25 protein-coding genes are annotated in these 26,176 nt (G+C 64.8%); 12 read left to right on the top strand and 13 right to left on the bottom strand.

All coding sequences use genetic code 11. The annotated features are described in order from the left end of the window. Nucleotides 1-3: 3 nt before the first annotated feature. A complete protein-coding gene (locus ACJ70B_RS14845; RefSeq protein ID WP_408957770.1) occupies nucleotides 4-984 on the top strand; it encodes a DMT family transporter in 981 nt (326 codons plus the stop codon). 43 nt (nucleotides 985-1,027) lie between these two features. Here the strand turns inward: ACJ70B_RS14845 and pth2 are convergent, their stop codons facing one another. Both pth2 and ACJ70B_RS14835 read right to left on the bottom strand, forming a co-directional pair. After that, nucleotides 1,028-1,366, bottom strand: a complete 339-nt coding sequence (pth2, locus tag ACJ70B_RS14840; RefSeq protein WP_408957769.1) for a peptidyl-tRNA hydrolase Pth2 — start codon at nucleotides 1,364-1,366, stop codon at nucleotides 1,028-1,030. Between the two features lie 84 nt (nucleotides 1,367-1,450). Further along, nucleotides 1,451-2,266 (bottom strand): hypothetical protein, encoded by an 816-nt coding sequence (locus tag ACJ70B_RS14835; RefSeq protein ID WP_408957768.1) that lies wholly within the window; start codon nucleotides 2,264-2,266, stop codon nucleotides 1,451-1,453. Between the two features lie 151 nt (nucleotides 2,267-2,417). On the opposite strand from ACJ70B_RS14835, the gene dcd reads away from it, so the two are divergent. The 4 genes from dcd to ACJ70B_RS14815 all read left to right on the top strand — a co-directional run bounded on the left by dcd (nucleotide 2,418) and on the right by ACJ70B_RS14815 (nucleotide 6,091). Beyond that, the gene (gene dcd, locus ACJ70B_RS14830; protein WP_408957767.1) at nucleotides 2,418-3,020 is read left to right on the top strand and encodes a dCTP deaminase; all 603 of its coding nucleotides are present in this window, start codon (nucleotides 2,418-2,420) and stop codon (nucleotides 3,018-3,020) included. 224 nt (nucleotides 3,021-3,244) lie between these two features. Further along, nucleotides 3,245-4,327 (top strand): Vms1/Ankzf1 family peptidyl-tRNA hydrolase, encoded by a 1,083-nt coding sequence (locus ACJ70B_RS14825; protein ID WP_408957766.1) that lies wholly within the window; start codon nucleotides 3,245-3,247, stop codon nucleotides 4,325-4,327. A gap of 89 nt (nucleotides 4,328-4,416) precedes the next feature. Continuing rightward, nucleotides 4,417-5,157: a hypothetical protein gene (locus tag ACJ70B_RS14820; RefSeq protein ID WP_408957765.1), complete on the top strand. Its 741-nt coding sequence runs from the start codon at nucleotides 4,417-4,419 to the stop codon at nucleotides 5,155-5,157. A gap of 136 nt (nucleotides 5,158-5,293) precedes the next feature. Then, complete coding sequence (locus ACJ70B_RS14815) at nucleotides 5,294-6,091, top strand: alpha/beta fold hydrolase (protein ID WP_408957764.1); 798 nt, start codon at nucleotides 5,294-5,296, stop codon at nucleotides 6,089-6,091. Nucleotides 6,092-6,097: 6 nt separating this feature from the next. On the opposite strand, the gene ACJ70B_RS14810 is transcribed toward ACJ70B_RS14815, so the two are convergent. Then, nucleotides 6,098-7,396, bottom strand: coding sequence for a YhjD/YihY/BrkB family envelope integrity protein (locus tag ACJ70B_RS14810; protein ID WP_408957763.1), 1,299 nt, complete (start codon nucleotides 7,394-7,396; stop codon nucleotides 6,098-6,100). 487 nt (nucleotides 7,397-7,883) lie between these two features. On the opposite strand from ACJ70B_RS14810, the gene ACJ70B_RS14805 reads away from it, so the two are divergent. Next, nucleotides 7,884-12,965, top strand: coding sequence for a multicopper oxidase domain-containing protein (locus ACJ70B_RS14805; RefSeq protein ID WP_408957762.1), 5,082 nt, complete (start codon nucleotides 7,884-7,886; stop codon nucleotides 12,963-12,965). 51 nt (nucleotides 12,966-13,016) lie between these two features. Beyond that, nucleotides 13,017-13,217 carry a hypothetical protein gene (locus ACJ70B_RS14800; protein WP_408957761.1) on the top strand — a complete coding sequence of 67 codons (201 nt, stop codon included), beginning with the start codon at nucleotides 13,017-13,019 and terminating at the stop codon, nucleotides 13,215-13,217. 49 nt (nucleotides 13,218-13,266) lie between these two features. On the opposite strand, the gene ACJ70B_RS14795 is transcribed toward ACJ70B_RS14800, so the two are convergent. Further along, a complete protein-coding gene (locus tag ACJ70B_RS14795) occupies nucleotides 13,267-14,388 on the bottom strand; it encodes a tRNA (guanine(26)-N(2))-dimethyltransferase (protein WP_408957760.1) in 1,122 nt (373 codons plus the stop codon). A 127-nt stretch (nucleotides 14,389-14,515) separates the two neighbouring features. Here ACJ70B_RS14795 and ACJ70B_RS14790 point away from each other — a divergent pair, with 127 nt between their 5' ends. Continuing rightward, nucleotides 14,516-14,872: a hypothetical protein gene (locus tag ACJ70B_RS14790; protein WP_408957759.1), complete on the top strand. Its 357-nt coding sequence runs from the start codon at nucleotides 14,516-14,518 to the stop codon at nucleotides 14,870-14,872. 907 nt (nucleotides 14,873-15,779) lie between these two features. Here the strand turns inward: ACJ70B_RS14790 and hisH are convergent. From hisH to ACJ70B_RS14765, 5 genes are all read right to left on the bottom strand, one after another. Continuing rightward, nucleotides 15,780-16,442 carry an imidazole glycerol phosphate synthase subunit HisH gene (hisH, locus tag ACJ70B_RS14785; RefSeq protein ID WP_408957758.1) on the bottom strand — a complete coding sequence of 221 codons (663 nt, stop codon included), beginning with the start codon at nucleotides 16,440-16,442 and terminating at the stop codon, nucleotides 15,780-15,782. 53 nt (nucleotides 16,443-16,495) lie between these two features. After that, nucleotides 16,496-16,945: a hypothetical protein gene (locus ACJ70B_RS14780; protein ID WP_408957757.1), complete on the bottom strand. Its 450-nt coding sequence runs from the start codon at nucleotides 16,943-16,945 to the stop codon at nucleotides 16,496-16,498. A 129-nt stretch (nucleotides 16,946-17,074) separates the two neighbouring features. After that, complete coding sequence (locus ACJ70B_RS14775) at nucleotides 17,075-17,671, bottom strand: uracil-DNA glycosylase family protein (protein ID WP_408957756.1); 597 nt, start codon at nucleotides 17,669-17,671, stop codon at nucleotides 17,075-17,077. Between the two features lie 48 nt (nucleotides 17,672-17,719). Further along, on the bottom strand, nucleotides 17,720-18,289 hold the full coding sequence (locus ACJ70B_RS14770) for a DUF99 family protein (protein ID WP_408957755.1): 570 nt from the start codon (nucleotides 18,287-18,289) through the stop codon (nucleotides 17,720-17,722). Further along, complete coding sequence (locus ACJ70B_RS14765; protein ID WP_408957754.1) at nucleotides 18,289-18,468, bottom strand: DUF5786 family protein; 180 nt, start codon at nucleotides 18,466-18,468, stop codon at nucleotides 18,289-18,291. The genes ACJ70B_RS14770 and ACJ70B_RS14765 overlap by 1 nt, the downstream gene beginning before the upstream one ends. Before the next feature lie 226 nt (nucleotides 18,469-18,694). On the opposite strand from ACJ70B_RS14765, the gene ACJ70B_RS14760 reads away from it, so the two are divergent. Continuing rightward, nucleotides 18,695-19,306: an MBL fold metallo-hydrolase gene (locus tag ACJ70B_RS14760; protein WP_408957753.1), complete on the top strand. Its 612-nt coding sequence runs from the start codon at nucleotides 18,695-18,697 to the stop codon at nucleotides 19,304-19,306. A 166-nt stretch (nucleotides 19,307-19,472) separates the two neighbouring features. Continuing rightward, on the top strand, nucleotides 19,473-19,886 hold the full coding sequence (locus ACJ70B_RS14755) for a hypothetical protein (protein WP_408957752.1): 414 nt from the start codon (nucleotides 19,473-19,475) through the stop codon (nucleotides 19,884-19,886). Between the two features lie 104 nt (nucleotides 19,887-19,990). Here ACJ70B_RS14755 and ACJ70B_RS14750 read toward each other — a convergent pair whose 3' ends face one another. Together ACJ70B_RS14750 and ACJ70B_RS14745 are read right to left on the bottom strand one after the other, a co-directional pair. After that, a complete protein-coding gene (locus ACJ70B_RS14750; RefSeq protein WP_408957751.1) occupies nucleotides 19,991-20,140 on the bottom strand; it encodes a 50S ribosomal protein L40e in 150 nt (49 codons plus the stop codon). A gap of 37 nt (nucleotides 20,141-20,177) precedes the next feature. After that, entirely contained in the window at nucleotides 20,178-20,681 is a 504-nt protein-coding gene (locus ACJ70B_RS14745; RefSeq protein ID WP_408957750.1) for a DUF367 family protein, read from the bottom strand. A 961-nt stretch (nucleotides 20,682-21,642) separates the two neighbouring features. Between ACJ70B_RS14745 and ACJ70B_RS14740 the strand changes: the two genes are divergently transcribed. Further along, nucleotides 21,643-21,966, top strand: coding sequence for a nuclear transport factor 2 family protein (locus tag ACJ70B_RS14740; protein WP_408957749.1), 324 nt, complete (start codon nucleotides 21,643-21,645; stop codon nucleotides 21,964-21,966). A gap of 1 nt (nucleotide 21,967) precedes the next feature. Here ACJ70B_RS14740 and ACJ70B_RS14735 read toward each other — a convergent pair whose 3' ends face one another. Beyond that, a complete protein-coding gene (locus ACJ70B_RS14735; protein WP_408957748.1) occupies nucleotides 21,968-23,110 on the bottom strand; it encodes a rhodanese-like domain-containing protein in 1,143 nt (380 codons plus the stop codon). Between the two features lie 147 nt (nucleotides 23,111-23,257). Here ACJ70B_RS14735 and ACJ70B_RS14730 point away from each other — a divergent pair, with 147 nt between their 5' ends. After that, entirely contained in the window at nucleotides 23,258-24,784 is a 1,527-nt protein-coding gene (locus ACJ70B_RS14730; RefSeq protein ID WP_408957747.1) for a stage II sporulation protein M, read from the top strand. Between the two features lie 15 nt (nucleotides 24,785-24,799). Here the strand turns inward: ACJ70B_RS14730 and ACJ70B_RS14725 are convergent, their stop codons facing one another. Next, nucleotides 24,800-26,176, bottom strand: coding sequence for an MFS transporter (locus tag ACJ70B_RS14725; protein ID WP_408957746.1), 1,377 nt, complete (start codon nucleotides 26,174-26,176; stop codon nucleotides 24,800-24,802).

The following is a 26,176-nucleotide window of genomic DNA, read 5'->3' as shown; positions in this document are numbered from 1 at the left end:
TAAATGGTCTCTCGCCGCACGCTCACGTTTTTCGCCCTCTCGAGTCTGTTCTTTGGCGGCACGTTCGTCGCCGCGAAGGCCGGACTCGCCTATTTCCCGCCGCTGTTGTTCGTCGCGTTCCGATTCGACGTCGCCGCCGTCGTGATGCTGGCGTACGTCGGCTGGACGTCCTCGCGGGCGGAGTTGCTCCCGCGAACGCGCGGCGACGTCGGTGGTATCCTCGCAACCGGCGTGCTCGCGATCGGGCTGACTAACGCTCTGTTGTTCGTCGGCCAGGAGTACGTCTCGAGCGCCGTCGGTTCGATCGTCTACAGTCTCAATCCGATTATGACGCCGGTGTTCGCCGCGTTCTTGCTCTCCGACGAGCGCCTCTCCGCCCGCGGCGCGGCCGGGATGGGGCTTGGCCTGCTCGGCGTCGGTCTCGTCGTCAGTCCTAACCCCACGAACCTCCTCGGCGGGGCCGTCGGCAAGGGGATTCTCCTCGCCGGCGCGGCCGCCGCCGCGCTCGGGGCCGTTCTCATCCGCCGGGCCGACAGCGACCTCTCGAGTACGGTCCGCGTCGCCTGGGGACTCCCGTTCGCCGCGGCGCTGTGTCACCTGTTTGCCTGGGCCGCCGGCGAGTCGGCAGCCGCGATCACGTGGACAACCGAGGCGGCGCTGGCGCTTGGCTACGTCAGCATCTTCGCGGGCGTCCTCGCGTACATCGCCTACTTCGGCCTCATCGACACGGCCGGCGCGATCCGCGCGAATCTGATCTTCTACATCGTGCCCGTCGTCTCGACGCTCGGCGGCTGGGCGCTGCTCGGCGAGACCATCGACGCGCTCACGGTCGTCGGCTTCCTGACGATTTTCGCCGGCTTCGCCGTGCTTGGCAGCGAGTCGATCGACGTTGGCTCGCTGCTCTCGAGTGTTCGCACCAACACGTCGCTGGCCGACGACGACTCGACGGTCAGAGAGGAGCCGCGGGGCCACCGCTCCGATTAGCGCTGATCACGACACGCGCCCGCGTACCGCCGCGGCCGTCCGATTAGAAGAGCGAGAGGTCGCCGGTCACGCTATCCACGCGGTCGTCCGCGGCCGGCCCGACGGCCAGCGCGGTGACAGTGCCGGGCTCGAGTTGCGTGTGGCCAGCATCGCGGATGACGGCGTTGGGAATCCCGTCGCGGTCGGCGATTTCGGCGAGTTCATGCAATTGACGCTCGCTTTCGCCTTTCAGGACGACCTTCTTCTGGCCGCCTTGCTTCCACTGCGATTGCAGTTGCCCGTCGGCCTTCTCGTAGGCCGACAGCGACGCGTGGGCGACCTGCGCGGCGAGTTTTCCCTGCCCCATGCCGATGTCCGTGCGGGCGACGATGGCCTGTTTCATGGCCGACTCGAAGAGGGGAAGCCCTTTAGCCGTGACTATACCGTCTCCGCGACCGACTAGCGAGCGCGAAGCGACGGCGATCGCTCAGTAGACGAGTTCATCCTCGAGGCCGAGTTCTCGCTCTGTCCGTCTCGCCTCCGGCCCCGCCTCGACGAGGGTCGGCTCGTCGATCGACTCAGAAAATCGATCGGGGTCCGGCTCGACGCGCTCGAGCAGCGCCGAGAAGGTCGAGCCCCGCCGGCCGTCGGCCGAGACGACGCCGCCGTATTCGCGCTCCTCGGGTGTGGTCTCGTCGGGATCGGGGAACTCCTCCCGGATGATGTCGGCCGTCTCGCGGAGATACGTCGCGGCCTGTTGCTGTGAGTAGAGACTCTCCTCGTAGTACGTCTCCGCGTGTTCGTCGGAGAGATCCGCCGACGCGTGTTCCGGCGACTCGTACCGGATCGACTCCGGGGTCGCGTAGCCGCTCGCAAACCGAATGTTCGTCGTGAAACAGTCTGGATAGCGGAGAATGAGCGGGGCCAACAGCATGTCCGTTATCGTGGTTCGCTGTTGGGTCCGCCACGCGCCCTCGACATAGTACGCGGCGAGCGCACCGATCCGGTCGTCCCGCTCGCCGCGGTTGTACGCCATCGCGACCTCTTGATAGTCGTCACCGACGATCCGCCGGAGTCGCCGTTCGAAACTCTCGGCGATCCGATCGCGCTCCGTCTCGTACGCGGTCAACAACGGAATATCCGGATCGGCGAGCAGGTCTGCTTTCTGCTCTCGAGCATCCGCGACGGTCATCATGTTCTCGTGGAAGACGCGCTCGGCCTTCTCGTCGAGAAGCGGCACTCTAACCGCCCGCTGATGCAGAACCCTCGTCTCCCCGGTAAACCGGTCCTGCGTCCCATCCATGCGACGCGCTTCGTGATACAGCATTATAATCGCTGAGGCCGTTCGAGAGTGTGTGTTGGAGGCGTTACAGGTCCGTGCGGTGACGAAATCGGGGGCATCGGTCGCCGGCGAATCGACGGCATTTATGGCTCCGTGTTCGCTCCTACTCGGTATGATCCTCTCCGATGCAGATATCTTAGAGCGCCTCGAGGCCGGCGACCTTGTCGTCGAGCCGCTCGACGATCCGGAGTTGCAGATCCAGCCCGCCAGCGTCGACCTCCGGCTGGGACGAGAGTTTCTCGAGTTCCAGCGGACGAACATCCCCTGTATCCACCCGAACTCCGAACGGGAGGTCGACGAGTACGTCACCGAGACGGTCGTCGACGACGGCGACGACTTCATCCTCCACCCCGGCGACTTCGTGCTCGGAACGACCCACGAGCGCGTCGAGATTCCGGCGGACCTGATCGCCCACGTCGAAGGCCGGTCGTCACTGGGACGGCTCGCCGTGGTGGTACACGCCACGGCGGGCCTGTGTGATCCCGGATATCGCGGCCAAATAACCCTCGAGCTCTCCAATCTCGGCACAGCGCCCGTCGCGCTCACCCCCGGGATGCGCATCTCCCAGCTCACCTTCACGGAGCTCAAGACGCCGGCCGAACGGCCCTACGGCAGCGAGCGCGGGTCGAAGTATCAGGATCAGGACGGTCCGCAGGCCTCGCGCATCCAGAGCGACGACGAATTCGGCGGCGACCAACTCGAGCGCGACGACTAACGCGGGTTCGACCGGCAACCGGCGACGGGGGAGCAGTGAGCAGCGACGGCCGCACACCAGTCGGTTGCCGGCAGGGGATTCACCCGCGGGCCGGCCGTAGCCGGACGCAGCCGCCACACTGTGACGCCGTATCGGACCGCGTAGCGTCGTCGCTGGTTCGCGGGGGCCGACCGCGTGCCCGACGACGTGTCCGTCGACGGTGTGGCGATGACAGCCTGATACGCATGTCCCGCGCGAACTACGAACTCCACGAGCGACTCGATCGGCTTGCCACCGCGTCGGCGGATCGCGACGTACTCGTCACGCTGGCCGTCCCGCCCGATCAGTCGATCGGCGAGGCACGCCGGCCCGTCGAGACCGATTACGCCGAGGCCACGCAGGGCGACCGGCCCGTCCCCGACCGGCTCGCCGAGGCCCTTGCGGACGTCCGAGACCGGCTGACCGAGTACGAGGAGATCCCCGAGGGCGGGCTCGTCCTCTACGCCGGCATCGTCGACGACGACCTCGCCACCGCCACCTTCGACGATCTCCCTGTCGTGATCGACGAGGGAACTTACGAACACGCCAGTGAGTTCGACCTCGAGCCCCTCGCGGACGTGACCGGCCCAGACGCGACCTACGGCCTGCTGGTCGTCGAGCGCGACGGGGCCGCGCTAGGCCGGCTGAACGGCGACGGCGTCGACCCGATCGAGACGTTCGACGGCGACGTCCCGGGGAAGTCGAGCGCCGGCGGCCAGTCGCCCGAGCGCTTCGAGCGCGACCGCGAGCGCCATAAACGCGACTTCTTCGACGAAATCGCCGAGCGCGCTCGCCTCGAGTTCGTCGAGGGCGAGTCGATCGACGGCCTGTTGCTCGGCGGCACCACGGGCATCGTCGAGGAGTTCCGCGACGCGGCGACCCTCGACCACCGGCTCGCGGACGACCTGATCGGCGCGTTCGCCGTCGAGTACGCCACCGAACAGGGGCTCCGCCGGCTCGCCGAACATGGCGAGGAGGCCATCGACGAGCGCGATCGGACCGACGTTCGCGAGCCGCTCGAGGCCTTCTTCAGCGGAATCCGAGGCGACGAGGGCGAGGGGCCCGTCGCCTCCGGCCGCGAGGAGGTCGACGACGCCCTCGCGTACGACGCGGTCGAGACGCTGTTGCTCTCGACGGCGCTCGAGGGGCCGCAGTTACAGGAGCTCGGCGACCGGGCGCTCGAGCAAGGCGGCGAGACGGTCGTGGTGCCGGACGACTTCGCCGACGGCGAGCGGTTTCTCGAGGCGTTCGACGGCGTCGGTGCGCTGCTGCGGTTTCCGATCGATTGACGGTCGCGTCGACTGCGCCCCTCCGAGACCGGCGGCGACCGGCCGTTGCAGGCACCACCGGCTTGCCTCGAGTCGGGATAGCCGAAGACATGTGTGCCAGCTTTTCGGACGACGATATCGACAAACCCGTCGAGAATGCCACCGGCGACGAGGTCGGCGTCATCGCCACAGTCGAGGGTGCTGTCGCGCAGGTCAGGCCCGACCCGGCGGTCATGGATTCGATCAAATCGTCGCTCGGCTGGGACGGCGCCGCCGAGGAACGCGTCACGCTCGATCGCGCGTCGGTTCGTGAGATTACCGACGATGCAGTCCGGCTCGAGGGAGAGCTACCCGTTCACGGAACGCCGGACGGTGAACGCGACGGCTCGACCCGGCGCGAGCCGGAGACGGACCCGACCGGCGGCATGAGCGGCGTCGACGAGACCGAGGAGCTGGCGGACGAGAGACGAGAGTCGAGCACCGAGGGCGACGCCGTCGAGGACCGTGGCCGCGGCGCGGAAGTCGACCCGACCGAACTCGCGGACCGGGACACGGGGTTCTCGGCCCGGCCGGACGAGGACGAGCAGCGGACGGACGCCGCGGTGGACGTCGACGACGAGACACAGCGGACGGACGCGGCCGTCGATCCCGACGATACCGCTGCTCGGACCGACGCTGCGGTCGATCCGGACGTGATCCGCGAGGAGACGGCCGATCGAGGGCCGACGACCGAGGACGGCGCACGGGGGATCGAAGACGGTCCCGAGGAGCAGTGGCTCACCGACGCCGGTCCGGACGACGAGACCGACACTGATCCGGACGACAGGGCCGACGCCGACGAAGACCGATAACCGTCGCGGCTGTTCTGGTCGCCCGGCTTCGACTCCCCCGCGGCGCTGACTCGTCTCTCGCTTACCGGTCCGACGGTCTTCCGCGGCGCGTTGTCGGGGGACCTACTAAGACCCCACCCGTGATACCTCCGACACCATGGCCCACAGCGACGAGCGAGGCAGTGAGCAGGGAATCGACGTCGTCGGCCCGTCGGACGCGCGGTCGATCGTGTTCGTCCACGGCGCGATGTTCACGCGAACGATGTGGCTCCCCCAACGACGCGGCCTCTCCGACCAGTTTCACGTCGCCGCGCCGGACCTTCCCGGCCACGGTGCTCGCGCCGATGAGCCGTTCCGAATGGCCCCGGCGATCGACGTCCTCGAGGAGGCCCTCGAGACGCACACTGACGGCTCGGCGGTTCTCGTCGGCCTCTCGCTGGGCGGCTACGTCGCGACCGAGTACGCCTACCGCAACCCCGACGCGGTCGACGGGCTGGTGCTGTCGGGGTGTAGCGCAAATCCGGTACGGGGGCTGGACCAAGGCACGCGCCTGCTCGGCGGGCTGGGCCGGCTGCTGACGAAGCCGGATCTCGGTTCCCGCGTCGTCGAGAAACTGGCGACGCGCTGGGTACGGAATCGAGATCTCGCGCCGGACATCGAGCGCGAGATCGTCGAGGCGGGTTTCTATCCGCGGGCGTTTGGCGACGCGGGGCCGGAACTTGCCGGCGAGGACTTCCGGGCGAAGCTCTCGACGGTCCCCGCCGCGACGCTGGTCCTCAACGGTGAGAACGACAAGCTGATGCGCCGCGGCGAGCAGGCCCACGCCGCCGCGGCGAGAGACGGGCGCGTCGAGGTGCTCGCGGACGCCGGGCACATCTGTAGCCTCCACCGGCCAGCAACGTACACGGATCGAGTCCGACGGTTCGTTCGGCGCTCCGTCCAAACAGAACAGTAAGGGGCGTCAGGAGCGGCGCTCGCCGATCGTATCGCGCAGGCGGCCGGGAACACCGAGCAGGGTAATTCCGAAGCCGAACAGTACCATCAGGACGTAGAGCCCGAGCGTCGAGGTCCAGACGACGAACATCGCGAGGATCGCCCAGCCGCCCTCGAGGAACCGAAACGCCCCGATGGACATCGCGGTGCCGTACAGTAAGACGAGATACGGCCCCCAGTCACTGGCGTGGCCGCGGCGAACCCGTCTCCGGACGTAGCGTTTGAGCTCGCCCTCGAGGGACTCCTTCCTGACGGTACGGTCCTCGACGTCGTCCTCGAAGGCGTCGACGCGGTCGCGCAGCCGTTCGATCTCCTCGCGCAAGGCTTCGGGATCGTCCGCCCGGTCGTGCGTCCGGGCGCTCGCACGGCTCGTTGCAGCGCGCTCGCTCTCGCGGTCCTCCGCGGCCCCCTCGTCGGCACCCGTGGCGTCGTCGGTCATCGCTTCTGTGGAGATCTGTCGTCCGCCGGGACTTTGTAGCTGCCGATCCACTTCACGGTCGACGAGGACCGCGTTGAGCACTGCCGCGAAGACCAGAACGATCGCGCTGAGATACAGCCAGACGAGCACGAGAAAGACGGCTCCGAGCGCGCCATAGACCGTGTAGCCGGTGACGAGGGTCGTGTAGACGGCGAACGTTCGACTGAGCGCGAACCAGCCGACCGCGGCGACGATCGTCCCCGGAAGGGCGTCGCGGATCCCGACGTTGGCGTCCGGGAAAATGACGTATAGCGGCAGGAACGTCACCGCCAGCCCGACCACGACGAACAGCCGGCCGACGATCGCCAGTCCGGACCCCGGGAGGAACTGGATCACGTACTCGAGGAGCCCGACGAGGACGAGGCCGGCGACGATGACGAGGGAGACGACGATCGCGTCCCAGATCGTATCGAGTAGCGATTTCGACCCCGCGGTCCCGTACACTTCGGAGAACGCTCGATCGAGACCGCGAAGAACTCGACTCGAGCCCCAGAGCAAGCCGAGAACGCCGACGACGGTCGCGCCCTGCCGGTTGGTCTGATCGACGATCGCCTCGGCGAGTAACTCCTGGGCCTGCGACGTAAGCACGTCGTCGGCCGCGACCGACAGCCGGGTCGCGAGCGCCTCCCCGCCGACCGACGCGGCGATCCCCAGCGCGAGCAAGGCCAGCGGGACGAGCGATACGAATCCGTAAAACGCGACACCGGCCGCAAGCAGCGTCAGCTGTTCGTCCTTCGCGAGCCGGAGAGCCCGCGTCGCCAGTTCGCGTCCCCGGCGGTGATCGATCACGCGTCTACATTCGGGGCCTCACGCAATATGTAATTGCATAGCACAGCCCCGAAATAGAGCGTTACGGGACCTGAATACACCTCGGCAGCAGAATCAGGAGACTATTCGACACTGTAGTTGCCCGTTTCTATCGCCGATATACCATAGGCCGTCGTTAGCACGGTTCTGTCCATGTTTGGCCGGAGGCCGACTACTGAGTTCGAAAGCGATAGATGCACGGTCTGACGACGTGTCGATCCAGTCCGACCGGCCGGTCGACGGCTCACGTCCGCTTTTGGCTCGATTTCCGGATGTAGAGATGGACTACAAACGGTTCGAGATGTCTTTCGTCCAATCAGTAGTTCAGGCCAGTTATTCGGTATTCGTAGACGGTCAGCGGATCCGTACCATCTGTCGACAGTGAGTCCCTTCCAAACGTGAGTGGCTCCATTACAATAATTGACATTCAGATACGGTGAGATAGCCAGCCGAAAGCTGGATCTGACCAATGGCAGAAAACGCAGAGACGCAGTCCAATTCCGATGTCGAATCGTCAGCGATCAGAGACAGACCGACTCGTCGGACCTTCCTCAAGGGTTCGGCTGTGTCTGCCGGAGTGTTGGCCGCGTCCGGGTGTATGGGCAATAATTCGGTCGACAGCAAGAAAGAGGCGTTCGCGCCCGGCGAACCGGCGCCGGGCGGACAGGTCCGGAAGTTCACCGTCCACGCGATCGAGGTCGACGTCGTCTACAACGCCTTTGGGCTCCACCAGCCCAAGACCGCGATCTACGTCCTCGAGGAGAACCTCGTGGAGGCGCTCGCCGCCTCGGGCGTCACGCCGGACGATGCCTTCGCCGACGTGCCGGACGATGCACGCGACGACCACCACGACCACCACGACGACCTCAACAAGAAGGAGCGAAAGAAGGCTGAAAAGAAACTCGAGGCGGCGGATCGAGAGATCGAGGAAGCCAAGAAACGCAACGAGAAGGCGGGCAACGACAAGGAGCGCAAGAAAGCCCGGAAGAAGCTCCACTGTGCGCGGAAGAAGAAGGCGAAGGCCAAGCGCAAACTCGGCGACGTCGACACGACGGTCCTACAGCCGCTGACGATCCGCGCGAACGTCGGCGATATCATCGAGATCGAGTTCGTCAACCACCTCGATCGACATGCGTCGATACACCAGACGGCGCTGCCCTACCAGGTGACCGAGTCCGACGGCGCGAGCGTCGGCTACAACCCCGACACGACCGCAGCTCCCGGAGAAATCGCCAGCTACGAGTGGTATGCAACTCACGAAGGAACTCATTTCTTCCATGACCTCGCCAACCCGGCGTTCGACAGTGCCGACGAACCGCCCGAAGAGGCTAACCTCGTCTCCCGCGGGCTATTCGGCTCGGCGGTCGTCGAACCACCCAAAGCGACGTGGACTCATCCCGAGACCGGCGAGGAACACCGCAGCGGCGTCCGTGCGGACGTCCACCTGCCCGGAGAGGACGAACCAAATCACCGCGAGTTCATCCTCCACTATCACACCCCAAAGGGGATCTATCCCGCCGACGGCCGGGAGTTGACCTGGCCCGGCTCCGACGAACCGCAGACGGTCCACGCGATCAACTACCGGGCGGATCCGACCGGTATCAGATTGGGCGAGGAGGGACTCGAGCTCGTCGACGACCCCGATCCGGACCCCGACGAACTCGGGGAGTACTTCTACAACTCCTGGCTGTTCGGCGATCCCGGCGGCGGCGACAACGTCTACCGGACCTACCTCGGCGATCCGGTAAAGCTGGTCGCCGTCGGCGCCTCCCACGAGGAACGTCATGCACACCACCTCCACGGCCACCGCTGGAAGGAGGTCAAAGGCCGCGAGGACGTCGACACGATCGACGCGCAGAACCTCGGGTTCGGCGGTACTCACGAGACGTATCTGGTCGCCGCCCACGGGGGTATCGGCTTCTTCGACGTCCGGCCGATCGGCTTCGGTCCCGGTGAGGTGCCCGAGCGACTCGAGGGCGGGCTCAACCTCGTCGAAGACGACCTCGATCTCAACGGCGGCGATGACGGACTCGGCGACGAGATTGCCGATCCGCTTACGACGGTCCGACCGGAGATGAGTTGGGAGGAGGCCTTCGAGGTCGGTGCCGGTGGCGCACACGGAAGTACCGGCGACTTCCTGTTCCACTGCCATCTCTTCCCCCACTACGCTGAGGGAATGTGGGGGCTCATGCGCGTCTACGACAAGGTCCAGGAGGATCTCGAGTTACTGCAGAACAACGAGCCGCCACTGGATGCCGACGCCGAGACGCCTGGCTTCCCGGACTTCGTCCCCGGGGAAATCGGCGAAGCGCCGCCGAAGCCGCCGTACGACTTCGTCCGCGATCCAACGCCCGAAGAAGCCGCGGCGCTCGGCGATATCGTTCCTGGCGCGCCGTACACCGATCCCTGCGACCCCGAAATCGCTCCTGAAGAGTTCGGCGGTCCCAAAGCCGGCGAAGACGCGCCGGTACGGGAGTACAATATCGTCGCTTTGCCGGCCGAACTCGTCTACAACGACGCCGGCGATCACGATCCGAAGGGGCAGGTGTACGTGCTCGAGGAGGACGTCGCGGACGTCCTGACCGGGAAGATGAACCCCGAACCGCTGATCATCCGCGCGAACGTCGGCGACTGCGTCGAGATCAACCTGACGAACCTGATGCCGGAGGGACGGTCGAACCACATCCACTTCGTCTCCTACGACGTGCTCGGCTCGGATTCGCTCGCGAACGGCTTCAACTACGACCAGTCTGCCGATCCCGGCGAGACGATGACCTATCGCTGGTACGCCGACGAGGAGGGGACGATCTTCTTCCACGATCACATCAACGGGATCGATCAGATCATGCACGGCCACTTCGCCACGCTGATCGTCGAGCCCGAAGACTCCGAGTGGCTCGACCCCCACACTGGCGACCCGATCGAGGCAGGCTCACAAGCGATCATCACGCAGCAAGACGGCGAGGACTTCCGCGAGTTCGCGCTGATGTACCACGACTTCGCCCCGCTGCGCAACCGCCAGGGCGAGTTCGTTAATCAACTCGAGGAGCACAACCAGAACGCGGGCGTGATGGCGATGAACTACCGCAACGCGCCCTACTACCGGCGCGGGCCCGATCCCGACCCGGCGTACGTCCACAGCTCCTACGTCCACGGCGACCCGCCGACGCCGACCCTCGAGGCCTACGACGGCGATCCGATTCGGATTCGTCTGGTCATGGGGCCGTACGAGGAGCAGCACAACTTCATGATAGAGGGCACTCAGATGACTCCCGCCGGAGCGAGTCCGGAAGACTCGGTCTCGCAGGCAGTTCACGTCTCCGAAGCGTTCACCTTCTTCCTCGACGCGGACACTGGCGATCTCCCGAACCCGAACGGGCTGCCCGTCTACGATTATCTCTACGGCTCGGGCGTCGTCGACGACCTCTGGGACGGGATGTGGGGCATCCACCGCGTCTTCGGCGCGAAAGTTGACCACCTGCAGCCGCTGCCCGACCGCGACGCGCCGAAAGGGAAGATCACCGAGGAGCAACTGCGCGAGATGGGCCACCCGGCCCCGTTCCTCGACTGGGAGGAACTGGGTCACGAAGCGTGGCTCACCTATTCCGATGACGTCCAGCGGACGTACGAGCTCGGCAAATACGCCCTCGAGGAGGAGTGGCAGCGCGACCTCGTCGAGGCGTTCGAGAAGACCGAGCACGACGGACTCCTCTCGAAGCTCCTGCGCGGCGATCTCAGTCTCGACGACATCCTAAAAGCGCTCGGGCTCACGCGCAAGGAGTTCAAGCACAAGACGGGAATCGATCCGAAGCGGCTGAAGACCCGCCTCGAGGCGTTCGACGGGATCGGCCGTGTCGACAAGCCGCCGTTCCCGCCGGACGAACCCGCCCGCCAGAACCCCAACATCGGGGAGATTCCGCCAGTGGCGCCCGAACCGGGCGATCCGTGTCCCGACGATACGATCGTCCGCGAGTACGACGTGACCGTCTTCCAGACGGACATCGTCTTCAACGAGTACGGCGACCACGATCCCCACGGCATCGTCTTCGCGCTCGACGAACACGTCGACGAAATCCGTGCCGGCGAGCGACCACCGGAACTGCTGACGATCCGGGCCAACCGGGGCGACTGTATCCAAATCAATCTCACAAACGAACTGCCCGCGGAGTACGCCCCCGAACACGCCCATCCGCAGATGCGGACCCGCGAGCAGGATCTAAACATCGAGTGGGAGGAGTCCGCCCGGGCTTCGCTCACTCCCCAGCGACTCGAGCTCGATCCTCAGGGCTCCGAGGGCGTGACCGTCGGCTTCAGTTTCGACCAGACGATTCCGCCGGGCGAGACGATCACCTACCGCTGGTTCGCCGACGAACTCGTGAGCACGGCCACCCTGTGGGACTTCGCCGACATTCGCGGGCACCGCCATCACGGTGCGTTCGGCCGACTGCTCGTCGAGGAAGCGGGATCGACGTGGCTCGATTCCCGCACCGCCGAGCCGCTGGCCGACCACGGCGACCGGTTCGCCGCCGCGACGGCCGCCGAGAGCATCATCGTGCCCGACGACGGTCCGGCGTTCCGCGAGTTCCCGCTGTCGTTCAGCGACGGCCGGTACATCATCAACCGGAACGATCCTGACGACTGCGTGGTACCGCCGGGCTTCGACGAGGAAGCGGAGGTGAACGTACCCGAAAACGGCGACGCTCCCTGTAATCAGATCCCCGACGATCCGGAGGACCAGGGCTACGTCGCGATCAACAACCGCGCGGAGCCGTTCAGCCGCCGTTTCGAGCGCGGCCCCGACGATCAGTATCTCGTCTTCGATTCGGAGGTCCACGGCGACCCGGCCACGCCCGTGGTGAATGCGTTCCTCGACGATCCGGTCCGGTTCCGCGTCCAACACGCGGCCGACAAGGCGCGGGGGCTCGACTTTCACCTCGCCGCTCACCAGCAGCTCCGCCACCGGGACGTGCCCGAGTCCGAGATCATCGGCGTCGAGGATCAGTTCATGCCCGGCAAAGCACGCGGATTCGAGCCGCTTGGCGATGCCGGCGGGCTCGTCGACAGCGTCGGCGACCACATCTACATGGGGACGAAGATGCGCCGCCGCCTCGAGGCTGGCTTCTGGGGAATCTTCCGCGTTGGTGAGGACGACGGAGACTTCACCGAGCCGGTCCAGCCGCTGCCGGACCGGGTCGATAAGAAGAAGCTACTGCCGGAGCGCCGCGACGGCTGGACCGTCGCCCGCGGCGACGCTACCGGTAACGGAACAACCGACGTGCTGATCGGCGTACCCGGCAGCCGCATCGCGGGCGACGATGCCGGCGCAGCGTACCTGTTCAACGGCCCGGTCGACGAGGACGATCTCATCGATCTATCCAACGCCGACGTCCAGTTCCTGGGCGAGCCCGGGAAGCGAATCGGCTACGACGTTAGCATTCGGAACAACGAAATCTGCCTTCACTCGAAGAACCATCGGAGGCGGTACGTCTTCGACGGCACGACGAAGCTGCCGCCGTCGCTCGAGCTGGCGGACGCGGACGAGGTCCGCTAACAGCGTCGGCCCGTATCGAGACGCTTTTTTCATTCTGTGTTAACGTTACGTATGGAGGAACGGCGCTGTCCTGACTGCGGCGTGACGATGGAACGGGTCTCTGTCCGCGACGGCGAAGGGATGAAGCCGTCGATCGCGACCGGCAAACGCGACGGACTACTTGGGAAGATCGGCCTGCAGAACACGACGAAACTACAGGGGGTTTGCTGTCCCGAGTGCGGGCTCGTTCGGCTCTACGCCGACGTGGAGTAGCGGCGGCTGTGACGTACGCAGTAGCGGCAAACGCGATACGAGCGGACGCTCAGTCGAGGTTTCCTTCCGTCGCCGCGCGGATCTCGCCCACGCTCGCGTCCGTCTTGAACGTCGTCCCGCCGTAGTGGGCTCTCGAGGCCGCGTAGCCCGCTGCACGGAGATCGGCCAGGAAATCGTCCATCGCGTTTGCAGGTAGGCCCCAGTTTCGACAGAGCTTATGTTGGTCGTAGTGGGTCGGCTCGTCGAGTTCCGCCGCGAGCGTGTCACAGAGTTCGCGGGCGTCCGGCGCAGTGTCGAACGTGTAAGGGATCTCGTCGCGGACCGCGCCGACGAACTCGGGATCTCGCACGGGGCCGAGCCAGACCGGCCCGGCAGCGAGCATGCGATTCCCGCCGCAGTGGGGGCACGTCTCGAGCGGGTCGGCGATCAGCCCCGGATCCGTCTCGCGGTAGAGGCAGTCTTCACAGTGGTAGACGTGGCCTAACTCGTCGATCGCCGCGTCGGCCGACGTCGCCTTGTGCTCGAGCTCGAGGTAGGTCCGAACATAGTGGCTGGTCGCGTGGGTCAGGATCGGCTCGACGCCGACGTCGAAGCGGGCGGCACTGCGGGCAAGCGCCGAAATGAGGATTCGAACGCCCATCTCGGCGTGGTAGTCCGTATTGCGGGGGACAGCGGAGTACGAGCGGACGCCGCTGTTGAAGTGTGCGCCACACAGCGGCGCGGTGTCGGTCGCGGTGACACAGACCAGATCGCGGCAGTTCGCGAACGCGGCGTCCGCGAAGGGCATGGGCGTCCCGTAGGGGTCGAGGTCGATCACGTCGAACGGCCGCTCGTGCATGAGCGCCGAGACGTTCCGATGCTCGACCTGCGCTCGCTCGCCACAGTCGTTTCGCTCGAGGTTTTCCTGTGCGAGGGAGACGGCCTCCTCGTCGATATCACAGCAGGTCACGTCCCAGCCGTCGGCGGCGGCCCGAACCCCGCGGACGCCGCTTGCCGTCATCGCGTCGAGATACGATTCCGCGCGGTCCTCGCGATCGCGGTAGGCCCGCAGCGTCGCGATCGTCAGATCTCTGTTCAGTTCCTGTCGCGGATTGTAGAACACCGCCTCCTCGATGCCCTCGGTCTGCTCGCCGGGGACCTCGAGTTCGACCCCGCCCTCGGTGACGCGCATACGTCTTCTGGACGCCCCCGGTCGAAAAACGTCGTGATCTCGTGTCGATTCGACTCCCGCCGTTCCGACGGCGTGACGGCGGCGCGACAACCAAACCGATTTTACAGTCGCGTGCACAGTTCCGGCCGTGTCGGAGGCTACCCCCGTCGAGCGATGGCAGGCCGCCCTCGAGGAGGCCGGCGAACTCACCCCCGAGATCGTCGGCGATATCTCGCGGATCCACGGCGACCGCGGAGTCCGCGCCATCGAGGCGGTCGGCGAAAACCGGGTGAAGGCCTACCGCGATTTCACGATCGTCGTCGGCTACGACGACGAGTATATCGTCGAGGACGGCGGCTGTACCTGCAAGGACAGCGAGTACAACCTCGACGCCGACGATCCGACCGAGCGCTGCTGGCACTCGCTGGCTGTCGCCATCGCGCGCCGGGTCGGCCACGTCGACTATCACGACATGTGGTATTCGGACGTACGCGAACTGCTCTGAGATCGTCGCGAGATCGGGTGCCGCTCGTTGTGCTCGGACCCGTCGACCCTCACCGATCGAGTGCGAGTAGAGGTACGAAACCGGATCGACCGACGGCACCAGCCGGACATTCAATTGGCGGTGACGGCATAAACATTCGGAACCGGAGTTCTGCTGTATACTCTGGATTTCGCCACGAGAGCCCCCGAATTGGTGAAAAGCCACCCCGGAGTGCCGCTGTATAGCGGCGAACACACCCCGCGGTGCCGCTGTAGCGAGGTGCGGATGTGAGTCGGCCCAAAATCGGACGGCGGATTCCTAAAGCGTGCCGGACACGCGACGAGCGGATCGATCTCCCTAACGAGCGGAGCTATTCCGGAATCAGCGGCCAAATCCAATTCAACATCAGCAACCGGATCCGATTTAACATCAGCAATCGATCCGGTTCGGAACCAGCGGCCGTCTCACGCACGAACTCGTCGGTGAGGCCTCGGTATCTGTGAGGGGACCGACCGCGATAGCGGCGACGAGCGTGGCGAGCGCCGCCGGCTGAGAACGACCACTGAAGTCTGATTGAGAACGGGGAGCAGTTCGCCTCGAGCGGCGATGCCGCGTCCAATTCCGATTGGACACTTTTTCGTCCAAACTACTTAACAAACGATTACACAGTAATAGTATTTAGTAGTGGTGATTAGCGTTGGCTGTGAGGCAGCGCCTGGCGACCGTTCGATAATCTCGTTCAACTTACATCCCCCGGATTCACACGTGAGGAGGGCTCTTCCAACACCATACAGCGGCACTGCGGGGTGTGTCTGCACCAGCCCGGGATCGCCACTCGCTCGAGATACCATCCGAAAGTCCGAACGACGACACAGGAGATCGGCCGCCCGAAACCAAGCTGTCGAATCGAGACGCGGCCGATGTGTGATTACTCCTCGGCGCAGATCTCGACAAAGTTCCGCAGAATCTGCAGTCCCGTCTCGCCGCTCTTCTCGGGGTGGAACTGCGTCCCGAAGACGTTGCCCGCCTCGTTGGCGACGATCGAGGGGAACTCGGTCTCGTAGTCCGTCGTCGCGACGGCCGCGTTTTCGTCGTCGGGGACCGCGTAGTAGGAGTGGACGAAGTAGGCGTAGTTGCCATCTACACCCTCCACGAGCGGGTGCTCGCGCTGTACCTCGAGTTCGTTCCAGCCCATGTGGGGGACCTTCTGGCCCTCGGCGAACCGGACGTTGGTCCCCGGAACGAGATCCAGCCCCTCGACGGCGGCGTCACCGTCGGTTTCGCCCTCCTCGCTGGTCGTCAGCAGCATCTGCATGCCGAGACAGATGCCGAACAGGGGCTGGCCGCGCTCGGCGACCGCGAGGAGGTCCTCGCGGAGCGGGTCGGCGTTTTCGATGCCCTCGCGAAACGCGCCGACGCCGGGCAGGACGACGCCGTCGGCCGCGTCGAACGCCGCGGGGTCGTCGGTGATCTCGACCTCGGCACCCGCCCGTTCTAAGCCGCGGGTGACGCTGCGGAGGTTCCCTAGCCCGTAGTCGACGACGACCACGGAGGCGAGGGACTGCTCCTGTGTGGAGGAGACACTGCTCATACTGATACTCGGTGCAGCGCGTTGAAGTGCGTTGCCCTTCGCGCAATCGCGGGCTACTCGGACGTCGAACGATCACCTGCTGCCTCCGCCGGTCTGCGCCCGCCGACATGCTGTCGCCGCCGATACACGTAGTACGCGATCGTCGGGACCGAGAGCAGATACGGATATGCTATCACCGCTCCGGCGACGTGGACGACGCCGAGTACGCCGACGAGCCACGGGTTCGGGTTCCACGCAGGGTAGTCGCGAAGCGCGCGTGCGTCCATGATCAGCGCGACCGCGACGATAGCAGCGAATAGGTACGATAGCCAGTTAGCGAGGACGGTCGCGAGGAAGGCGGCGATTCCGACTCCGACCGAGTCACCCTCGCTCGCCGAGACGAAGAGCCAGAGTCCGGCATACGAGCCGAGCATCGAAAGTGGTCCGACCGGGAACAGGTACACGCCGTATCGCCACAACGGGTCGGAGGGCACCGGCGGTTCGGAACCGGGGGAGGACGACATGCGCAACTCCGTATTGACAGTCGACATGCATATAGTTTCTGAATTTTATAGACAGATACAACGCTAGCTCACGCGGTGTTCGCCGCTGCCGGCCGCCATCGAACGCGACCGACGACGGATATCCAGCCGTCAGAAGTCGTCGAATCGCGTCTGTCCACCATCGCTGTCGGCGACGCCAGCCAGCTCCGCAGCCCGCTCGAGCGCGGCCTCGAACGTCTCCCGCTGACTGCGATCGTACAGCGTCGCCGCCGGGTGAACGCAGAGCAGGACGCGCCGTGGCGTGTCCTCGATGCGGACTTCCTCGAGATCGCCGGCCTCCTTGGTGACCGCGACCGAGCGCCCCAGGAGGTGTTCGCTCGGGACCTTTCCCAGCGTGACGATCACCTCGGGGTCGAGTGCGTCGATCTCACGCTCGAGGTAGCCCCGGCAGTTCCCGAGTTCCTCTTTCGTGGGATCGCGGTTCTCGGGCGGCCGACAGCGCACGCAGTTGGTGATACGCACGTCTTCGCGTGCGAGTCCGACGTCCCGGAGCCCGTCGTCCAGCACGGTGCCGCTGCGCCCGACGAACGGCTCGCCCTCCTCGTCCTCGTTAGCTCCGGGCCCCTCGCCGACGAACAGCAGGTCGGCGTCCTCGGGGCCGGTGCCGTTGACGATCCGGCTGCGGGAGTCGACCAGCGCCGGACAGCGCGTACACTCCGTCACGCAGAGATCCTCCATCTCGCCCATACCGATGGCTCAGCCGGCCGCCTCCTACCTCTTTCGGCACGCGACGACTTACGGCTCGAGCGACCGCGCGTACGAATCGGCCGCTCGAGCAGCCAGCTTCGCGACTCGGATCGGCTCCGGCCGGCCGCCCGCGGGCGTGAACGCGCGGACGACCGCATCGGCGTCGGCGGGCTCGAGCCCGAGACACCTGACGTAGACCGTCTCGTCGTTGACCGACAGTTCGCGGCGATCCGGCAGCGACCGGTATGTCGCGAGGCGCTCCTCGAGCTTGTCGCCCGAAAACGCGTCGCGGAGGCCGGACGCGAGGCCGTCGCTCTCCTCGAACGTGACGGCGACTACCGGCCGGTCGGCGGCCTCGTGAACGCGCGAAAGATCGAGAAGGTTGTACCACGCGGGGGCGACGGCGCCGAGCAAGACGTACCGGACGTCCGGCCGACCGAGGTCCTCGAGTAGACCGACGACGGCGTCGGTCGCGTCGGTGCCACCGATGTCGCAGTCGCCGTATGCGAGCCCGTCGCAGACGCGGTCGGCGCGGACGACGGCACCGGCCAGCGTGCTGTGATCGCGGTCGCGGCGGTACGATTCGGCGACGCCCAGCGCCCGCGCCCCGGCTTTCATCAGGCGTCGTCTTCGTCTTTGATCTCCTTGAGCCGATCGAGCAACTCGTCGCTAGACGCGCCGTTTTCGAACTCAATAGTTCCGTCGTGGCTGTTCTCTCCCGACTTCACTGCATCGTCGTCGTCAAAATCAGCGTCGACCTCCTGCTGTTCGGATTCGTCGTAGCTCCCGAATCCCATACACTGTCGTCTACGGGATTCCGATTGAAAAATTCCATGGTCACTGGTTTATTAGAGTTTTACAACCCGTTTACATCTTCGCCAGAGCCCGTATCGGCGGAAGTATGTCAACTCCGTATAAGAAATCCATCATACCGTACGGGTGTCGAACGGTCGTAAGCGAACCGCCGTTTCCGATCGGTCATCGATGCCACCGTTTTTGCCGGCGGCACGCAAGTATCCGGGTATGGAAGTCCATCACGTCACCGAGGACGCGGAGACGTTCACCTGCAACGCCTACCTCGCCGTCGGCGACCGGACGACGCTGGTCGATGCCGGCGCGATGGACGGCGTCGTCGACGAGATTCGCGCCCGCACCGACGACCTCGAGGCGGTCGTCTTGACCCACCAACATGGCGATCACATCGCCCAGCTCGAGGCCGTCGTGGAGGCCTTCGAGCCAGAGGTGTACGCCTACGCCGACCACCCGACGCGTACCCACGAGCTCGACGACGGAGATACGATCGAAATCGGCGACGAGACGTTCGACACGGTATTCACGCCGGGTCACGCCGACGACCACGTCTCGCTGGTCTCCGACTCGTCGCTGTTCTCCGGTGACGTGGTCGTCCACGACGACGGAGCCTTCGACGACGGCAGCTTCGGCCGCACCGACATGGCCGGCCAGTCCCGCGAGCGACTCATCGAGAGCATTCGGCACCTCCTCAAGCGCACACCCGAGGGTGTCGAGCACATGTACGCCGGCCACGGCGGCGTCTTCCACGGCGACGTCCGCGACGTGGTCGAGACGGCACTCGAGCGGGCGGAGAAGCGAGAACCGAAGTACCCCGACGAGTAGGCTGCAAGCGGCTCACCTTCGATACGACCGAACCCGATCGACGGCACTGCTGCGCCCCGTGGCGGTGACTCCACCGCCGGCTCGAGCAGCGTTCGCGACTGCGTCGCTGACCATTACGTGTCAAACGCCCGTAAAGAATAACCCGTTGCAACGATTGTCGGGGTGTATGGACGACACAGGGGAGGATATCGTTTCGGCAATACCGATCGGAGAGACTGACGGTGGCCTGCGGACGGACGGAGGAAAACGGAAACTGGAGACGTTACTTGCGGTGCTGGCGAATCGCCGGCGGCGGTACGCACTCTACTACCTTCGAGAGAACGAGGTCGCCGACATCGACGAACTGGCGCGGTGGCTCACCGAGACCGGCGAGAACCCCCAAACATCGGCGAACGAGGATCGGTTCGGGCGGGCGAAGACGGCGCTGATTCACACCTCGCTCCCCCGGTTGCGGGAGGCAGGCTGCATCGAGTACGATCGCCGAAGCGGAACGGTTCGGTACCGACGGCCATCACAGTCGCTGGCCGCGCTGCTCGAGGTCTGTTCGGAACTCGAGTCGCCCTCGATGGAGTTCGAGTGACCGGCCGGCGAGAGGGTGTCTACGAACGGCCGAGACTCGAGGACGACGCACTGAACAGGTGATGCGACTTCGGGCGCAACAACGGTCGAGAACGGAGCGATCGATTATGCGGCGCGGGGTTCCTTCGCCTTGGGGCGAAGCTTCTCGTAGCCGCACTTCCGACAGCGGTCCGCTCGCGGGGAGTTGCGAGCGTTACAGCGCATGCAGATCATCTTCTCGAGCATCCGTTTCTCGGCGGCGTCGAAACTGGCCATACCCACCCTTTAGCCGTGGTGCATTTAATCGCTGTGATTACTCCTCGTCTGCCAGATAGTCGTCTTGGACCGCGACGACCTCGCTCGAGTCCGTACACTCGCTATAGCGTCGCAGCGGCTCCTCGTTGAGCGTCAGAAAGGTCTCGCCCCACCGAAACGGTTCGAGGAGGTCCTCGGCCAACTCTCGTTCGCCGAAGATGCAGGCCGCGCCGGCCAGTGCCTCGACGGTGGTCAGCCGAAACGGCCGGCCGTAGTTGACCGGATTCGCGGCGACGAGAAAGGGGAGCGCCCGGTGGACACCGCGCATTTTGAACGACGCCGCCTCGGCGGACTCCCACGAGCAGTCCAGCGCGACCAGCGTCCCCAGCCCCTCCTCGGCGTCGGCCGGCGACAGCGCCTGCTCGGCGTGGGGGTTGAGCACGACCCCATATGGCACCTGCCCCATCGACCGGTAGAGGGTCGCCTTGTCGAACTTCTCGAGGCGACGCGCGGTGCACTTTTCGGGGTCGTCGTCGCCCTCGTAGTAGACGTGACACTCCACGCAAGACGATAGGAGCATTCGAGGGAAAAATGATCTGAATCACACCTCCGTTGCTGCCAAATTGTACACATGAAGTGAAAATGAAATGATGAATAAACAAGTAGCAGACGCCATTAAAATGAGGCTAGTCGGTCGTATAATGCCATTAGAAGCAAGGAGGAGGCATCCAATAAGTGCCATAATATTAGACAAAAGTCTTATTTTCGACCCTTCATTCGAATACATGTCCTTCGTTACCATGGCAGCGATAAATATACTGAAAGCGATTTGTTCCCATACGATTGGTCCGATAAAGTTTCCTGCCATGGCTACTATTCTTTAGCGGATGAGCTATACTACTTGTTTCGGTATGAGGAGAGACCGTGATGTTCCCATTCCAGGGCTAGCATAATCTCGGAAATACGACCCTTTCGTATACAGCGCTGCTTCTTCAACCCTCTGTTCGTGGTAATCATCCAGATTCTCTACCACATAGCAAGTCCCCGAAAATGCTGCCCAACCCGTAGCAACTACTCCTTCATCCAATGGAATCACGTCCTTTAACGAAGCGGCAGTCAATACCGGAAATACAACCTTATTTCCGAGTTCGCAGATCTCCTCTCGTCTTTTCGCATCTTTCTTACTCCACCCCTCTAGTTCGGGATAATTTTCTAAGGTACAAGCGGACCAATCTCTTGCGTATGCACAGTCGCCCCAATCCTTCTCATAGCTACCTGAATCGCATTGTAGACAACTCGTAGAACCGAGCACGGTGTCTACTCCTGTTGTCGACCCTATTCCCGCCGCGATTGTCGTCAGATACTTCCTTCGATTCATTTTACTTTTCCAGAAACGTATTCCATGATCCCCCAATATAAATTTTATACTTTATCTCATATATAAATTTGTAATGTAATTATAGAGTAATATATAGCGATTAGATATGCGAATTTCTTTAGATGCCTATAGCGAAACGCCACGTATGGATTCGGCCGCGCCCGCCCGGCGATACTACGACGCGCTCGACGATCACAACTACGAGGCGCTCGTAGACGTCCTCACACCCGACTTCACCCAACGTCGTCCCGATCGTACGTTCGACGACCGCGACGCCTTCGTCGAATTCATGCGTGAGCAGCGGCCGAACCCGGACACCGACCACGAACTCGAGTCGCTCGTCGCCGCGGACGAGCAGGTCGCGGTCCGGGGCCGCGTGATCGAGGGCGGGACGACGCTCTTCGAGTTCGCGGACTTCTTCGAACTCGAAGGCGAGCAGATTCATCGCCTCGAGACGTACTCGCGATAACTCAGGCGGAACAGTTGTTCGGCCCTAACTCGAGTTCCACCCGTTCCTCGGGCGGAATCTTAGTTGCGCCGCGGTTGTACGCGATGATCTCCTCGTAATTTGACGGCTTCTCGCCGGCGTCGGCCATGCGGTCGACGAACGCGTCCTCCTCGAGATCGAGTAGGTCGATCCCCGTCCGGGCGTCGCGGATCGTCGTCCGGATCGGCTCGCCGGGCGCGCCGTGTTCGAACTCGCCGTCCGCGGTGACCGTCACGTGTCCCGGGAGAACGACGAGGCGCTCGGGTTCGGCCAGGATCGTTCGATGGAGCGTCTCGTAGAGCAGTTTCGCCCCTCGATCGCCTTCGTCCTCGTTGAACTCGAGTTCCGTCCGACCCGTCGAGTCGACGTGCAGCGTGTCCGCGGTCAACAGCGCGCGGTCGTCCACCAGCAGATTGATCATCTCGCTCGTGTGACCGGGCGCGAACACCGCTTTCACCTCGCGCTCGCCGACTGAGAGAACCTCGTTCCGCTCGAGCGGCGTGTACTCGCGTTCCACGTCGCGTTCGCTGGCGCGTTCGCCGAGGTAGTAGGGGACGCCGAGGTCGTCGGCCACTCCACGACCACCTGAAATGTGGTCGGCGTGAACGTGCGTGTCGATCGCGCCGACGATCGAGAGGTCGTGCTCCTCGGCGGCGACCTCGTATTCGTCGGTGTCTGCGGTCGGATCGACGACGACGGCCTCGCCCGTCTCGGCGCAACCGACGACGTACCCGAGACAGCCCTTCGCGCGCCGCTGGATCTGTACGATCGTCAGATCGCCGCCGACGTCGATTTCGACGTGGTCGTAGACGCCGCTCCAGCCCTTCATTCCGCCGTCGACCGCTGCGACGTCGAACTCGTCAGTGGCCGACTCGAGGCGCGTCGCCAGATTACTCGAGGAAATTCCCTTCGCGCAGACGGCGATCACGCGGTCGGCATCACCGACGGTCTCCTCTAAGTCCTCGAGGCGGCCGTCGAGTTCCTCCTCGGGGCCGAACGGAAAGTGGATCGCACCCGCGATGTGCCAGGCTTCGTAGCTGTCTTCGGGCCGGGTATCGACGAGGACGTAGTCGGCGTCCTCGTCTTGCAGTTCGGCGAGTCGACTGGGTGAAATTGTGGTAACCATGCACTTCTATAACGGAGCGAGCGACGTAAACGCTGGCACGTCACTTCCAAGGTCGGTGGCTGTACAGCCGACGGTGATCGTCGGCGTCGCCTATCTCACGCTCGCCAAGAGGGTTCATTTAACTGATAGCCGTTCGAAGGAGACGATATGGCTCTATCCGATTACGTCGCTGCTTCAGTCGCCGTTCTTCGCCGTCGACCCGGTGATATCCTCCCGATATACCTGCTCGGATCTGCGATTCCGGCGATCGTCCGCGTCGTTCCGTTCCTCGCGGTCGCCGTCGCCTACGCCTTTCTGGCGACGACCGGCCGACTCGCGGCGATTCAGACCGATCTCGCCCAACTGGAATCGCCGCCGAGCGCCAGCGCCGACCCCGAAGCGTTCGAGGCGTGGGCCAGCGGCCTCGATCCGATCGTCGATCAACTCGCCGCACCGCCGCTTTTCGCCCTCGCTGCAGGAGCCGCTCTCATCAGTTTCCTGCTGTTCGTCGGTCTGACGGCAGTCGTCGCCGCGGGACAGCTCGCGACCTGTTACAGCCGGCTGCGCGACAACCGCGGCCTCCTCGCCGGACTCGACGGTGCGCGCCGCTACTGGCTCCGGTTTCTCGGGCTGTTCGTCCTCGAGTTCATCTGCTGGGCCGTAGTGCTCACCGGTATCGGGATCATGACGGCGCTAATGGCCGGCGTCGCCGCGATCACGGGCGGCTCGTCCGCGGCGGCCGTCCCCGTCGTTCTACTGGCGGGCGTTGTCGCACTCGCGATTCTCCTTCCCATCCGTGCGGTGTTTGCGTTCGCACCGGTCGCGGTCGTCGTCGACGACGCGGGCGTCTTCGGCTCGCTGCGGAACACGCTCGGGTTCGTCCGCGCACGGCCGGGCGGCGCGGTGTTTTACTATCTCGTCGCGCTCGTGACGATCGTCGCCTTCTCGATCGTTACCAGATTGCTCTCGGTCGTCGACATCGTCACCGTCGGGTCGCTATTGACCGCACTGGTCGTGTTTCCGGCACTCGATCTGCTGAAAACGGCCGTCTACTGTGACTATCGGGAACGGCTCACACCGCCGGCTCCGCCGGAGCGATCGGTCCGACAACAGCTGCGAAACGGACTCCGACGCGGCTGGGACGACATGCTGTCGTTCGTCCGGTCGACACCGGGCACTCACGGGCTCGTCGTCGTCCTCGGCCTCGCCGGCTTTGGAGCAGGCTGGGTGGCCGCCGACCCCTTCGCCGGCACGTTCCAGGCGTCGATTACGGCCCGCCTCGACGGCCGGCTGCCGCCGACGATGGCGATCGACCTGTTCGGCAACAACTGGCTGGTCGCGCTCACAACGGCCTACGCCGGCCTGGCGTTCGCGATCCCGGCGATCGTCTCGTTGCTGTTCAACGGCGTCTTCCTGGGGATCTACGCCCGCCTCGAGGCCGATCCGCTGGAACTGGCCGCCTTCGTCGTCCCCCACGGAATCTTCGAGATTCCGGCGATCCTCGTTGCCAGCGCGCTCGGTATTTCAGTGGGCGTCACGTCCTGGCGGACGTGGCGCGGCCGCGCGACTCGAACCGACCTCGCCGACGCGCTCCAGCGGGCGTTCTGGGTGCTGATCGGCGTCGGAATCGTGTTAGCGATCGCGGCGTTCATCGAGGGGTTCGTCAGTCCGTACTACTATCGGCTATTCCTGTAGAACGACCGGCCCTCGCTACCGATACGCTTCGAATTCCTCGCCGAAGACGAGGAAGTAGGCCGTCCCGAGCAGTCCGATCGCCGTCGCGGCGGTGAACGCGAGCGTCGGATCGCCCGCGAACGCCTGTGTGCCGGTCAGCGGGTTCGCGAACCCGTCCCAGAGCAGGCCGCCGACCGCGGCGCTCGGGATGACGATCACGTTCCGCAGGAGGTAGTACGCGCCGGTCACGCGACCGCCGGCGCCGCGCTCGGCCGGGCCGACGATCAGCGCCTTGTGGGCGGGCAACCCGGCGAACCGAAGCCCGGAGAAGGCGAACAACACCGCAAAGATAGCCGGATCAGGGGGCGCGCTAATGAGCAAAACGGGGAAGAGAGCGTACACCGCGAACCCGAGCGCAACGACCGGCTTGAGTCCGACGCGCTCGGCGGCCTTCGCGACCGGCACCATCGTCAGCAGCGCGACCAGCATCTCGAGGCCCAACAGGAGTCCGAAGTACGATTGCGGCGAGAACGCGACGGTGCCGATCGCCGGCAGAGAGACGGTAAGGCCGACCTCACGAAACCGGGTCACGACGATCACGAAAAAGACGTAGACCATGCCATTCGCGAACCTGACGAGGGTATCGCCCACCAGCAGCGGACGGAGCTCGTCGGGCATCGCCCGGAGGTCGGCGAGCAGTTGGGAGACGCCCTCGAACGCTGTGCCGATATCGTCCTCGTCGGCGCGGTAGAGGACGTGCTGGGCGACCGTTCCGAGGACGCCGAAGACGACGGCGACGAGCAAAATGACTTGGAAGGCCGTGACGACTTCGCCGCTGCTCGAGCCGAACGGATAGAAGAGCGCAGCGGCGACCAACGGGCCGACGAGGAAGGCGGTGCGCCGAAACGTCTCGGTGCTCGCGAAGCCGGCGGCCAAATGCGAGGGAGCAACAGATTGCTTGACGATCGCAAACGTTGCACCGAGCCCGAACGATTTCCACCCCTGAGCGAGCAATAGGCCGGCGAAGATGGCGACGATCGACAGCGACACCGGTCCGATCGAGACGCCCGCGAGCGCAGGGGCAGCGAGCCAGACGCCGAAGCCGAGCGTCGAACAGAGCCCGAACGCGGTCAGTGCGTACCGCGAGCCGATTCGGTCGGAAATCGCACCGCCCGGATAGGGGTAGACGGCGCTGACCACGTTGCTGACCGTCCCGAACAGGCCGATGACGACCACCGACGCGCCCAGCGCAGACATGTACTCGGCCATGTACCGGCTGGTCATCTGGAAGCCGAGGCTGAACGCGAACATCGCCGCCGAAAGAACGAGCACGTCCCGCTCGAGCGCGAAGAACTGCCGGAAGGCGTCCAGCGGATCGGCCTCCTCGTCGGCCGGCTCCTGCTCGAGGCTCAT

This window comes from Natrinema sp. 74, assembly GCF_046097095.1.
Classification (GTDB): domain Archaea; phylum Halobacteriota; class Halobacteria; order Halobacteriales; family Natrialbaceae; genus Natrinema.
The sequence above is the reverse complement of the archived record's forward strand: the minus strand, read 5'-3'. Positions and strand labels throughout refer to the sequence as shown.